Genomic DNA, 13,708 nt, shown 5'->3' on the forward strand with positions numbered 1-13,708 from the left:
GCCGTGCCCGCCCGGCCGCAAGATGCGGGTGGGTGGAAAACGGGGGTCCAGGAGGGCGGAGCCCCCGGGTGGGTCAGGGGCGGAGCCCCCGGGTGGGTCAGGGGGCCGACGTGCTGTGGGTGGCCGGCGCCGGCCGGTCCTCGTCCCCGCCGGAGGAAGCGAGCCACGCGCCGACGGCCACGACGGCGGCCACCACCACACCGGCCACCCCCAGCGTCACCCTGCGCCGCCGCACCGCGGCCTTGTGGCGGGCCGAGCCGGGGCGGGGCGTACCGGGGGCCCGGGGGACGCGGGCGGTCCCGTGCGCCCCGCCGGCCAGCTCGTCCGGCCCCGGCACCCGCATCGAGGTGTGCGTGTCCCGGTTGGAGTCGGGCTTGGCTCCCGGGACGAGGGACACCGCCCCCCGCCGCCGTACCGGCTCGTCCTGCGGGGCCGACGGCACGGACTCCTCGGCGGCTTCCTCGGAGAGGTCCGGCTCGTCCACGTCCAGCGGCGGCATCCCGGCCAGCATGGGCAGCTGCTCACGCAGCCGCGCCGCCAGCTCCGAGGCGCGCAGCCGGGAGGCGGGGGCCTTGGCCAGGCACTGCACGAGCAGCTGCCACAGCTCCTCGGGGATGCCGGGCAGCGGTACGACGGTCTCGGTCACGTGCCGCCGCAGGACCGCGCCGGGGTGCCCGCCGCCGAAGGGCGTGAAGCCGGCCAGCAGCTCGTACAGGACGGTCGCCAGCGCGTAGATGTCCACGGCGGCCCGGGGCGGCAGGCCCTCCACGATCTCCGGGGCCAGGTAGTCCGGCGTACCGATGATCTTCGTGGCGCGGGTCCGCCGCGGCGAGTCGATCAGCTTGGCGACGCCGAAGTCGGTGAGCAGTGCCGGGTGGGCGCCGCCCGGCCCGAGCGGGCCCTGCATGTCGAGCAGGACGTTCTCGGGCTTGACGTCCCGGTGGACGACCCCGGCCGCGTGGGCCGCGGCCAGCGCGTCGGCGACGTCGGCGACGATCGCCACGGCCGCCTCGGGGGCGAGCCGCCGCTCCCGCTCCAGCCGGGTGCGCAGGTCGGTGCCGCGCACGAGGTCCATGACCAGGGCCAGGTCGTTGCCGTCGACCACGAGGTCGCGCACGGTGACGATGTTCGGGTGCTCCAGCCCGAGCAGCGCGGTGCGCTCCTGCACGAAGCGTCCGACGAGTTCCTGGTCGCAGGCGAGGTCCTCGCGCAGCAGCTTGATGGCGACGGGGCCGTCCGGTCCCTCGCCCAGCCACACCGTGCCGGCGCTCCCCCGCCCCAGGATCTGGTTCGCGGTGTACCGGCTGCCGATCTTCCGTGCCAAGACTGCTCCTACAGACGCGTGTTGTCGCCAAAACTACGCGTCCGCCGAGCCAACCTTCACCGCGGAGACGGAAATCACCCGGCAGATGTCGACAAATCTCCGAACCAGGCGCCTGAATCGGCGATCAGTTCCCGCTGCCGGACGAACCGCCGAGATCCTTGACCCAGCCGCCCACCTTGCCGACCCAGTCGCTCATCTGGTCCCAGTAGCCCTTGCCGGTGCCGATCCAGTCCTGCAGCGGGGTCAGCTCCCAGATCAGCCAGCTCGCCACGATCAGGATGACGATCGTGAACAGGCAGCCCTTCAGACAGCCGAGACCGGGGATCTTCATCGGGTTGGCGCTGCGCTGCCGCGGCGCGCGGGGCTCTCGTACGGGCCGCTGCGGCTCTGGCCGGGCGGGCGGCGCGTACTGCTGCGGCTGCGGCGGGGCGTACTGCTGGGGCTGCTGTTGCGGATAGCCGTAGCCGGGGGCCTGCGGCGCCCGCTGCCGGCCGCGCGGCTGCGGCTGCTGGGGCCGGGGCTGCGGGGCCGGGCGGGGCTGCTGCTGGGGCCGGGCGACCTGCCGCTGGGGGCGGCGGCGCAGCGGGTCCTCGTCCGGGTCCAGGTACTGGATCTGGGTCTGCTCGTTGCGGTCGCGCGCGGCCCGCAGCTGCGTCTGCCAGGGGTGCGGCTGCTCGGGCTGCTGGTCCTGCTGCTGGTCCTGCCGACCGTACTGTCCCGGTCCGACGGGGGGCAGGACGGCGGTGGGGTCGGCGGCGCCGGCCGGGCCGCCGGTGTGCGGGAGCACGCTGGTCGCCGCATTGGGATCGTGCTGGCCGTACGCCCCCTGCGGCGCGTTCGTCGGCAGCACCTGGGTGGGGTCGGCGGCGCCGGGCACGCCCGGGACGGCGGTCGGGTCCGGGTCCGGGGCGAGCAGCGCGCCGACGCCCTCGGCGGCGGCGATCTGCGCGGCGTTCGCGTGCACGCCGACGCCCTCGGCGACGACCCGCAGCCCGCGCGCGAGGTTCTCCGCGCTCGGCCGCTCGTCGGGGTTCTTGCGCAGGCAGCGCTCTATGACCGTCCACAGCGGGTCCGGAACGGTGGAGGGGCGGCGCGGCTCGGCGCTCAGGTGCTGGTGCAGCACTTCGAGGGCGGAGCCGCCGGCGAACGGCGGACGGCCGGTGACCAGCTCGTACAGCAGGATGCCGGCGCCGTAGACGTCGACGGCGGAGGTCTGCGGGCGGCCCTCGGCGGACTCCGGGGCGACGTAGGCGGGCGTGCCGACGAACTCGCTGGTGCGGGTCAGGCCCGGGGAGTCGGCCAGGCGGGCGATGCCGAAGTCGGTCAGCATCGGGTGCATCTGGCCGTCGCGCTGCTGGAGCAGCACGTTGGCCGGCTTCAGGTCGCGGTGGACGACCCCGTCGGCGTGGCTCGCGGCCAGCGCGTCGGCGATCTGGGCGGTCAGCAGGGCGGCGGCGACGGGCGTGAAGGGGCCGTTCTCGCGCAGGTAGCGGTGCAGGTCGGGGCCCTCGACGAGGTCCATGACCAGCGCCAGCAGATCGCCTTCGACTACCAGGTCGCGGACCCGGACGATGTTGGGGTGGGTGAGCCGGAGCAGTACGGAGCGCTCGCGCAGGAAGCGCATCACGATGTCCGGGTCGCTCGCCAGCTCCTCCTTCAGGACCTTGATCGCGACCGTCTCTCCCGGCTGGCCGGGCACGGCCGCCTCGGCGCCCGCGGTCTCGCGCTGGCGGGCACGCCAGACGGTGCCTGTGGCGCCGCGTCCGAGCGGCTCCTCAAGCAGGTACTTGCTGCCGACTGGCCGCACGTCACGCGCTCCCTGCTGCTTGCTGTTGCTTGCCTGCGTTCCGGTGTCCGGTGTTCCGCACCACTGTAGTGGGGTCCTTGGAGGCACTACGTAAGCGTTCCCGAGGATGTTCGAGGGGTCCGGACCGGTCCGGCGGCGGGCTGGACGGGAAGACGCACGTCGCGGTCGCACGGTTGCCGGGACCGGACGTGACCGATCTCAACTGATCGCCGTCGGCGCACTGGTCAGGCACTTTTGGGGGCAGAGCCGACCAATCAAGATCACTTGTGCCCGGGTCCGGGGCGCGTTGTCGGTGGCAGGTGCGAGGATGCTGCCAGCAGCCCGCTGGGACGCCTCCGGTGGCTGCTGGCCGACGTGCTCGTGTGGGGTGGGGGGAAGTCCGCGCCCGCGCAGACCCGCGCAGAAGGGACCGCTGACGCCGATGCAGATCCGGCTGACCGTCGTAGACCCGCTCGGCCCGGCCCCGCAGCGGGGCCGCGCCGTGAGCCGCGACGTGCTGGTCACGGCGCCCGCGGGCACGGAGCTGGCCGCGGTCGCGTCGGCGCTGGCCGGGGCGGTCACCGGCGAGGGCGGAGCGGGGCGGGAGGCCGGCGGCGCGTCCGTGGTGCTGTACGCGGGCACCGAGCGGCTCGACCCCCGGCGCAGCACCCTCGGCGAACCGCCGCTGACCGACGGCGCCGTGCTCTCCCTCGGCGCGCCGGCCGCCCCCGAGCCCCACCCCGAGCTGGACGAGGCCCCGACCCAGCTGCACGTGGTCGCCGGACCGGACGCGGGCGGGGTGCATCTGCTGCACGGCGGCCGGATCACCGTCGGACGCTCCGCCGACGCGGACGTCCCGCTGGACGACCCCGACGTGTCCCGCCTGCACTGCGTGGTCACCGTCGACGCGGACGGCCGGGTCTCCGTCGCCGACCTCGGCTCCACGAACGGCACGTCGCTCGACGGCGTGCGGGTCTCGGAGCAGCCGGTGCGGGTTCCCGCCGGGGGTCTGCTGCGGATAGGGGAGTCGGCGCTGCGGGTCGCCCCGTGCGGGGGTCCCGGGATGCGGGTGCGGACGGTCGCCGACGGGGAGGGCTGCATACGGGTCGTAGCGGGTGGCGGATCAGCTGCAGCGTCCGGTGCCTCCGGTACTCCCGGTGCGCTTGGTGCTGCCGGTGCTGCCGGTGCGCTTGGTGCTGCCGGTGCTGCCGGTGCTGCCGGTGCTGCCGGTGCTGCCGCGAGGGATGCGTCTCCCGGTGCCGGTGGTTTCGGCGAGGGGCCGGCCGCGGTGGACGGCTCGGGAGGCTCCGGGGCACGGCTTTCCCCTTCGGCCGGTGCCGGGCACCCGACCGGCGGGACCGAGGCGTCGCCGCTCGCCGGTGAGGGGCGCCTCGGCCGGGCGGAAGGTGTCTCGTCGGCCGGTGCGGGGCGGTCCCGAGGGGACGCGTCCGCTTCCGGTGGGGCGGGAGCCCCTTCCGGTCGGGCGGCCGCGCAGCATGCCTACGGTCCCGATGGCGCCGCCGGCTGGGACGCGGGGGCGCAGGAGCACCGGCGGGGGCCGTCTGCGGTGGTGCCCGGGCAGGCCGGCGCGCCGAGTGCGGAGAGCCGGAGCGGGGCGGCCGGCGGGGACACCCACGCGGGGCGCTACGGGGTCGCCGGTGAGGATCCGCGGGCGGGCGGGCGCGAGGGGACGCCCCTCAGGGGTACCGACGCCCCGCAGGCCGCCCGGCGACGCGGCCTCGGGGCCTGGGCGCGCCGGCTGGCCGGCGGACGCGGCGAGCAGCCGGCCGGCCCCGGGACGTACGCCGGCACGGCCGCCCGCGCCGGCGCGGCACCGACAGCCGGTGTCCCGAGGCAGCCGGAGGCCTGGCCGGACCCGGCCGCCCTGCTGCTGACCGCGCTGGGCCCCGGGCCCCGCCTGTGGGAGCGCGGGCCAGGACACCCCGAGGCGCTGACCGTGCGCCTCGGCACGGCCGACCGCAGCGCCCCGGACGGCTCGGGTCTGCTGCCTGCGGTACCGGTGACCGCCGCGCTGCGCGAGGCGGGCGCGCTGGGCCTGGCCGGCCCGCGTCCCCGGCTGTCCGGGCTGGCCCGCGCGGTGCTGGCCCAGCTCGCCGCGCTGCACTCCCCCGACCTGCTCGAAATCGTGCTGATCAGCGCGGACCACTCGCGGCCTGTGGCGGACCGCACGGCCGAGTGGGCCTGGCTGGGCTGGCTGCCGCACGTCCGGCCGGGGCACGGCCAGGACTGCCGTCTGCTGCTGGCCTACGACCGCGAACAGGCGGCGGCCCGCACCGAGGAGCTGCTGCGCCGCCTGGACGACCACGCGGCCACGGGCCGCACCGCGGCCCACCCCGCCCCGGCCCGCGCCACCGGCCCCACGCCGGCCCCCGCCCACCAGGGACCGACCGCACCCTCCGGCACCCCCGCCGGGACGCCGGTCACCCCCGGACACGCCCCGCGCCCCGCGGACACCGGCACCCCCGCCCAGGGCGCTCCCTCCCCCGGCAGCACCGCCGACCGGGAGGCCACCTCGCCCCGGCGGCCCTCCTGGGCCAAGGAGGACGCCGGTGCCGGCGGTGCCCGAGGCTTCGCGGGGCCCTACACGATCGTCGTCGTGGACGGGGATCCGGGCGGCTCGGCGCTGCGGGACGCGCTCGCGCGGCTGGCCGTGGCCGGGCCGCGGGCCGGTATCCACGTGGTGTGTCTCGCCGAGACCGAGACCGCCTCGCCGGCCTCCCCGGTGACACGGACGTACGAGGCCGCCTGCGCGGTGACGCCGACGTTCCGGCACTGCGGTGCCGTGGCGCTGCTGAGCGGGGACGTCGCGGCCGCGCTGCAACTGCTGCGGGTGGCGCCGGGCGGTCCTGTCGGCACCGGCACGCGCGCCGCCGTCGACGCGGTCTCCGCCGCCTGGGCGGAGCGGTTCGCGCGGGCGCTGGCGCCGCTGCGCCCGGACGGCCCGCCCGATGAGCGGCACGCGCGCGTGACCACGCCGCTGCCCCGGTCGGCGCGGCTGCTGGACGAGCTGGGCCTGGCCCGCGCCACCCCGGCGTCGCTGATGGCGCGCTGGGCGGACGCGGCCGACGACACGGAGTCGCTGGGCGGGCGGGCGCGGGCGGTGCTGGGCGCCGGGCCGCGCGGTCCGGTCACCGCGGACCTGGTGGCCGAGGGCCCGCACCTGCTGATCGAGGGCCCGGCCGGCAGTGGCCGTACCGAACTGCTGCGGGCCGTGGTCGCCTCGCTGGCCGCCGCCGAGCGCCCGGACCGGCTGGCGATGGTGCTGCTCGACGGCCGGGACGGCGTCGGCACGGGCGCCGGCCGTGGTGAGGGCCTGCGTGTGTGCACCGACATACCGCATGTCACCACGCACCTGATCGCCAACGACCCCGTGCGCATGCGGGAGTTCGCCCAGTCGCTGGCCGCCGAGCTGAAGCGCCGGGCGGAGTTGCTGGGCCGGACGGACTTCGCCCGGTGGCACGCCGGGCAGGAGGTGTCCGGCCGGCTGGTGGCCCAGCGCACGCCCACCTCGGGCCACGCCGGTTCCGCATCCGGCCACGCCGGTTCCGCACCCGGCTCCGTCTCCGGTACCGCATCCGCCGCCGGCCACGCCGGTTCCGCATCCGGCTCTGTTTCCGGTTCCGCCTCCGGTGACATCGAGTCGCCGCCCAGCTCCACCCTGCGGCTGCGGCCGGGCGCGGCGTCCCGGCAGCAGGCCGCGGCCGCACCGCCGTTGCCCCGGCTGGTGGTGGTCGTCGACGATCTGGACGCGCTGGTCTCCCCCGCCCTCGGCTCGCCGGGCCGGCCCGCCGCCGGCTCGGTGATACGCGCGCTGGAGGCGGTGGCCCGCGACGGCGAGCGGCTCGGCGTGCACCTGGTGGCGGCGGCCGGGACCGGCGGCCGTACGGCGGAGTCCGAGCCGGCGCGCCGGGCGTCCCTGCGGGTCACGCTGGACACCCCGCAGCCGGGGCCGGACCAGCCGGCGCCGGGGCGGGGCACGCTGGCGTACGCGGACGGGCGGACCGTGGGCTTCCAGGGCGGCCGGGTGACGGGCCGTATCCCGCGTACCGCGACCCAGCGGCCCACGGTCGTCCCGCTGGACTGGCAGCGCATGGGCGATCCGCCGGCCCGCCGGCCCGTGCGGGAGCTGGGCAACGGCCCGACCGACCTGGCGCTGCTGGCGAGCGCCGTGGAGCGGGCCGCCCGCGAGGTCGCGGCGGCGCAGGTGCCGTCCCTGCTCTGAGGCTTCCGGGAAGGCGCTCGGGGAAGTCGGCGGAGGCCCGTCATCCCTCCAGGTGAACCTGCCGCCTCCCCGGCGGGACCGCCCCGCCCCTGGCCCCCGCGAACCCGCACGCATACACCCCTGGTCACGAGCCGGTCACGATGAGCCGGTGGACAGGGCAGGCGCTCTTGCCCGCCCCGAGCGGCCCGGCGTACACCGGAGCGCACGGGACAGAGTTCTGACGTTCAGCAGCGTTCAACGAAGAACGACGAACGGGGAAGTGATGCACAGCAAGAGCAGCACGTTCCGGACACACAGGGCCGTCACCACACTCGCCGCACTGCTCGCGGGAGCGCTCGCGCTCTCCGCCTGCTCCGGCAGTGACAACGACAAGAAGGGCAACGGGGACAGGAGCAGCGGAGCCACCGGCTCCACCGTGACCCTGCCGAAGCTGAACGGCGCCCGTCTGGAGGTGGCCGCCGTCTGGACCGGCGGGGAGCAGGCCAACTTCAAGAAGGTGCTCGCCGAGTTCGAGAAGCGGACCGGCGCCCACGTCACGTTCGTACCCGCGCAGGACCCGATCATCAACTTCCTCGGTTCGAAGATCGCGGGCGGTCAGCCGCCGGACGTCGCGCTGCTCCCGCAGCCCGGCGCCATCAAGCAGGCGGTCGAGAAGGGCTGGGCCAAACCCCTCGGACCGGAGGCGCGCAAGGAGCTGGCCGAGAACTACGCGCAGGGCTGGCAGGACATCGGCAAGGTCGGCGGCAAACCGTACGGCGTCTACTACAAGGCCGCCAACAAGTCGCTGATCTGGTACAACGCCAAGGTCTTCGAGAACGCGGGCGCCCAGGAGCCGAAGACCTGGCAGAACCTGCTGACCGCCTCGCGCGCGGTGTACGACTCGGGTGTCACCCCGTTCTCGGTGGCCGGCGCGGACGGCTGGCCGCTGACCGACTGGTTCGAGAACGTGTACCTGTCGCAGGCGGGCCCGGAGAAGTACGACCAGCTCGCCCAGCACAAGATCAAGTGGACCGATCCGTCGGTGAAACAGGCGCTGACCACACTCGCCCAGATCTGGGGAAAGAAGGACTACCTGGCCGGCGGCCAGACCGGTGCGCTCCAGACGGAGTTCCCGCAGTCGGTCACCCAGACCTTCACCGGCGGCGACCAGCCGAAGTCCGCGATGGTGTACGAGGGCGACTTCGTGCAGGTGAACATCGGGGAGACCAAGGCGAAGGTGGGCACGGACGCGAAGGTGTTCCCGTTCCCGGCGGTCGGTTCGAGCGCGCCGGTGGTCTCCGGCGGTGACGCGGCGGTGATCCTGAAGGACTCCAAGGCGGCACAGGCCCTGGTCACGTTCCTCGCCTCCCCGGACGCGGCCACGATCCAGGCGAAGCTCGGCGGGTATCTCTCGCCGAACAAGAACGTGCCGATCTCGGCGTACCCGAACGCGGTGCAGCAGAAGATCGCCAAGGCGCTGATCGCGTCCGGCGACGACTTCCGCTTCGACATGTCCGACCAGGCCCCGCAGGCCTTCGGCGGGACGCCCGGCAAGGGCGAGTGGAAGGACCTCCAGGACTTCCTGAAGAACCCCACGGACGTCGCGGGCGCCCAGGCGAAGCTGGAGAAGGACGCGGCAGCGGCCTACGGGAACGGGGGCTGATCCGGCCATGGCGTCGGCAGCGGCGGCCGGGGCCCCACCGGGCCCCGCCGCGCCCCGCAGTCGCAAGAGCGTGACCGGCACCCGCAGGATCGTGGCAGCGCTGTTCCTGCTGCCCGCGCTGGTGCTGCTCGGCGCGCTCGTGGTCTACCCGATCGGGTACTCGGTCGTCCGCAGCTTCTACAACGCCTCCGGCGACGGCTTCGCCGGCTTCGACAACTACGCGACCCTCTTCACCGACGACGGCATCCGCACCGCCCTGAAGAACAACGTGCTGTGGGTGGTTTTCGCGCCGACGATCGCCACCGCGCTGGGCCTGGTCTTCGCGGTGCTGACCGAACGGGTGCGCTGGGGAACGGCGTTCAAGCTGGTCGTCTTCATGCCGATGGCGATCTCGATGCTGGCCGCCGGGATCATCTTCCGGCTGGTGTACGACCAGGACCCGGACAAGGGGGTCGCGAACGCGGTGTGGGTGGGCGTGCACGACACGTTCGCGCAGTCGTCGGCGTTCCCGAAGGCGCACCCGGGCCGCGAGTCGCCGCTCGTGGCCGAAGGCGGAGGCTTCGTCACCAAGGCCGCCGTGCACGCCGGGCGGCCGGTGACCCTGCCGCTGGTCGGTGTCGCGCCGGACCAGCTGCCGGACGACGCGAAGAGGGCCGTCGCCGCGCAGCCGGAGCCGGGGAAGGTCACCGGCACCACCTGGCAGGACTTCACCCGCGGCAAGGGCGTCGGCAAGCTCGGCGCGCCCGATCCGTCCGAGGTGGGCTATGCCGGGATGCGGATCGAGGCGGTCAAGGACGGCACGGTGGTCGCTTCCACGAAGGCGTCCGGCGACGGCACCTTCACCCTGCCCGCGGCGGCCGACGGGGCGCGGCTCCGGCTGCCCGCGAGCAACTTCAGGGAGCCGTACAACGGTGTCGACTGGCTCGGCCCGGCGCTGGTCACCCCGGCGATCATCGGATCGTACGTGTGGATGTGGGCGGGCTTCGCGATGGTGCTGATCGCGGCCGGGCTCGCGGGCGTGCCCCGGGAACTGCTGGAGGCGGCGCGGGTGGACGGCGCCACCGAGTGGCAGGTGTTCCGCAAGGTCACCGTGCCGCTGCTGGCGCCGGTGCTGGCGGTCGTGGTCGTCACCCTGATGATCAACGTGCTGAAGGTGTTCGACCTGGTGTTCATCATCGCGCCGGGCTCCTCCCAGGACGACGCGAACGTGCTGGCGCTGGAGCTGTACCGCAAGGGCTTCGCGGAGGGCCAGCCGGGCGTCGCCAGCGCGATCTCGGTGTTCCTCCTGCTGCTGGTGATCCCGGTGATGCTGTTCAACGTGCGTCGGCTGCGGCGGGAGGTACGGCGATGACGGCGACCGCCGGAAGCATCGGCAAGGCCGAACCGGTCCGGACGGCGAAGGCAGGGCAGTCGGTCGCGTCCCGGATCGCGGAGCGGCTGAGCGGCGGGCTGGTCCGGGTGGTCCTGATCCTGGTGGGCCTGTTCTGGCTGGTGCCGACCATCGGTCTGCTCGTCTCGTCCCTGCGCACCCCGCAGGACATGAGCGCGAGCGGCTGGTGGACGGTGTTCACCAAGCCGTCCCAGCTGACCGTGGACAGTTACCAGAAGCTGCTGGAGAACTCCGACATCACCAACTCCCTGGTGAACACGGTGCTGATCACGGTCCCGGCGACCGTGCTGGTCGTGGTGATCGGGGCGCTGGCCGGGTACGCGTTCGCGTGGATGGAGTTCCCGGGCCGGGACTGGTGGTTCCTGGGCGTGGTGAGCCTGCTGGTGGTGCCCGTGCAGGTGGCGCTGATCCCGATCGCCGAACTCTTCGGCAGGATCGGGCTGTTCGGGACGATCCTCGGGGTGATCCTGTTCCACACCGGCTTCGGCCTGCCGTTCGCGGTGTTCCTGCTGCGGAACTTCTTCGCGGAGATCCCGCGCGAGCTGCTGGAGGCGGCCCGGCTGGACGGCGCGGGTGAACTCCGGCTGTTCGCCCGGGTGGTGATGCCGCTCGGCGGGCCGGCCATCGCAAGCCTCGGCATCTTCCAGTTCCTGTGGGTGTGGAACGACATGCTGGTGGCGCTGGTGTTCACCAAGTCGGGCACCCAGCCGATCACGGTGGCGTTGCAGACGCAGGTACGGCAGTTCGGCAACAACATCGACGTGCTGGCGCCCGGCGCGTTCATCTCCATGGTGATCCCGCTGGCCGTGTTCTTCGCGTTCCAGCGGCAGTTCGTGTCCGGGGTGATGGCGGGCGCGGTCAAGTAGCCACGGAAGGGACATCTCGCGTGGGGCGGGCCGTCGCCGGCCCGCCTCTTCGCGTTCACCTGATGTCACCCGAATGCAGTACGGGGCCGTAACCGAGTCACTCCATCGGCCGTTCCCGGGCAGAACGCCCGCGCCGACCGACCCATGGATGCCCCTTGCCCAGGTTCAGTGTCATTGTCCCCGCGTACAAGGTCCAGGCGTATCTCTCCGAGTGCCTGGACTCGGTGCTCTCGCAGTCGTATCCCGATCTGGAACTGATCGCCGTGGACGACTGCTCGCCCGACGCCTGTGGCGCGGTCATCGACGAGTACGCGGCCCGGGACGCCCGGGTGAAGCCCGTCCACCTGGCCGAGAACCAGGGGCTGGGCCGGGCCCGGAACGTGGGGCTCGCCGAGGCGACCGGTGACTACCTGGTCTTCCTGGACAGCGACGACACGCTCACCCCGGACGCGCTGCGGGCCGTCGCCGACCGGCTCAAGGAGACCGGCGACCCGGACGTGCTCGTCTTCGACTACGCGCGCACCTACTGGGACGGCCGCACGGTGCGCAACCAGCTCGCCGCCCACCTCACCGAGCAGGGCCCGGCGCCGTTCCGGCTGGAGGACCGGCCGGGGCTGCTGCGGGTGCTCATGGTGGCCTGGAACAAGGCCTACCGGCGGGACTTCGTCGAACAGCACGGCTTCCGGTTCCCGCCGGGCTACTACGAGGACACCCCCTGGACCTTCCCGGTGCTGCTGACCGCGGAGTCGCTCGCCACCCTGGACCGGGTGTGCGTGCACTACCGGCAGCGCCGGCAGGGCAGCATCCTCGGCACCACCAGCGACAGGCACTTCGACCTGTTCGAGCAGTACGACCGGGTGTTCGCGTACGTCGAGGAGCGCCCCGAACTCGCGCGCTGGCGACCGGAGTTGTTCCGGCGGATGGTCGACCACTACGCGACGGTGTTCACCAGGCCGGGCCGGCTGCCGCGCGGCAGCCACGGCGCCTTCCTGCGCCGGGCCCGCGCCCACTACCGCCGCTACCGGGTGCCGGGGGCGCGCCTGCGGCTGCGGCACGCCCTGGTCCGCTTCGGGCTGCACCGCACCTTCCGGGTGCTCCGGCTGGCCGCGGCCGTCCGCCGGCGGGCGCTGAAGTCCGCGGTGAAGCTGGTCCGCGCCGTGCGCACCGGTGTTCTCCAGCTGCACTACCGGGTCCAGCTGCGGCTGCCGCTGCGCTCCGACCGGGCGGTGTTCGCCGCCCGGGAGGGGCGCGGGGACCCGGCCGCGCTGGAGGAGGCGTTCCGGGCGCACGCGCCGCGGCTGAGCACGGCGTGGATCGCCCGGCCCGGCCGGGAGCAGGCCGTACCGGCGGGTCCGCGGCGGCTGCGACCCGGCACGGCCGCCTACTGGACGGCGCTGGCCCGCTCCCGCTACCTGGTCAGCGACGCCGGCTTCGAGGGGCGGCTGCGCAAGCGGCCCGGGCAGGTCTTCGTGCAGACCCAGCAGGGCACCCCGCTCGGGTACGCGGGCCTCGACCTGCTGGAGCGCCCGGCGGCGGCCCGGGACCTGGACCTCGCGGAGCTGCTGCGGGCCGTCGACCAGTGGGACTACGTCCTGTCCGGCAACCGGCACGCCACCTCGACCTGGGAGCGCGTCCACCCGGGCGGTTACACCACGCTGGAGTACGGGCTGCCCCGCAACGACGTCTTCCAGCGGGCGACCGCGGCGGACGTGGCCCGGCTGCGCGCCTCGCTGGGCGTCCCGGAGGGCGCGGTCGCGATCCTGTACGCGCCCGCCCGTCGCGCTCACCGGCGCACCCAGCACCCGCTGCTCGACCTGGAGCGGATCCTGCGCCGGCTGGGCCCGCGCTTCGTGGTCCTGGCCCGCACCCACGTCCCCGTGCAGGGCACCCGGATCATCGACGTCTCCGGTCACCCGGACCCGGCGGAGCTGTGTCTGGCCTCCGACGCGCTGCTGACCGACCACGCGCCGGTCGTGTTCGACTACGCGGGCCTGGACCGGCCGATCGTGGTGCACACCGAGGACTGGGCGGCGTACGAGGCGGTCCACGGTGTCTACATCGACCTGCGGGCCTTCCCGCCGGGCGCGGTGGCGCGCAGCGAGGACGAGCTGATCGACGTCTTCGCCACCGGCGACTGGTGCGGCTCGCGCTCGGCGCAGCTGCGGGCGGCGTTCCGGGAGCGGTTCTGCCCGTGGGACGACGGGCGGGCCGCCGAGCGGGTCGTACGCCGGGTGGTGCTGGGCGAGACGGAGCTGCCGCCGGTGGTGCCGCTCGCGGAGCGGAAGCCGGTGCCGGCGGCCCGTGCGCGTTCGCCGCTGGCCACCGTGCCGCAACCTTCCGGTCCCCTTCCCGTCACCGACAGCCACTGAACACCGTTGGTCCTCCCGGGAGTTCCCATGCCCCTCGGCTCGACGCGGCCCACCCCGAGCCGGCCGTCCACCTGGCGCCCGGCGGGAC

The 13,708-nt window shown here is 74.5% G+C and carries 7 protein-coding genes; 5 read left to right on the forward strand and 2 right to left on the reverse strand.

The annotated features are described in order from the left end of the window. Window positions 1-97 precede the first annotated feature (97 nt). Both S1361_RS16065 and S1361_RS16070 read right to left on the reverse strand, forming a co-directional pair. Entirely contained in the window at window positions 98-1,324 is a 1,227-nt protein-coding gene (locus S1361_RS16065; protein WP_208032530.1) for a serine/threonine-protein kinase, read from the reverse strand. 124 nt (window positions 1,325-1,448) lie between these two features. Next, entirely contained in the window at window positions 1,449-3,131 is a 1,683-nt protein-coding gene (locus S1361_RS16070; protein WP_208032531.1) for a serine/threonine-protein kinase, read from the reverse strand. A 421-nt stretch (window positions 3,132-3,552) separates the two neighbouring features. Between S1361_RS16070 and S1361_RS16075 the strand changes: the two genes are divergently transcribed. The 5 genes from S1361_RS16075 to S1361_RS16095 all read left to right on the forward strand — a co-directional run bounded on the left by S1361_RS16075 (window position 3,553) and on the right by S1361_RS16095 (window position 13,620). Beyond that, window positions 3,553-7,353, forward strand: a complete 3,801-nt coding sequence (locus S1361_RS16075) for an FHA domain-containing protein (RefSeq protein ID WP_208032532.1) — start codon at window positions 3,553-3,555, stop codon at window positions 7,351-7,353. 262 nt (window positions 7,354-7,615) lie between these two features. Next, complete coding sequence (locus S1361_RS16080; protein ID WP_208032533.1) at window positions 7,616-8,995, forward strand: ABC transporter substrate-binding protein; 1,380 nt, start codon at window positions 7,616-7,618, stop codon at window positions 8,993-8,995. 7 nt (window positions 8,996-9,002) lie between these two features. Further along, window positions 9,003-10,346: a carbohydrate ABC transporter permease gene (locus S1361_RS16085; RefSeq protein WP_208032534.1), complete on the forward strand. Its 1,344-nt coding sequence runs from the start codon at window positions 9,003-9,005 to the stop codon at window positions 10,344-10,346. After that, window positions 10,343-11,251 carry a carbohydrate ABC transporter permease gene (locus S1361_RS16090; protein ID WP_208032535.1) on the forward strand — a complete coding sequence of 303 codons (909 nt, stop codon included), beginning with the start codon at window positions 10,343-10,345 and terminating at the stop codon, window positions 11,249-11,251. Before S1361_RS16085 ends, S1361_RS16090 begins: the two co-directional genes overlap by 4 nt. Before the next feature lie 155 nt (window positions 11,252-11,406). Next, window positions 11,407-13,620, forward strand: coding sequence for a bifunctional glycosyltransferase/CDP-glycerol:glycerophosphate glycerophosphotransferase (locus tag S1361_RS16095; protein WP_208032536.1), 2,214 nt, complete (start codon window positions 11,407-11,409; stop codon window positions 13,618-13,620). Window positions 13,621-13,708: the final 88 nt, after the last annotated feature.

Origin of the sequence: Streptomyces cyanogenus, assembly GCF_017526105.1 — a bacterium.
Classification (GTDB): Bacteria; Actinomycetota; Actinomycetes; order Streptomycetales; family Streptomycetaceae; genus Streptomyces; species Streptomyces cyanogenus.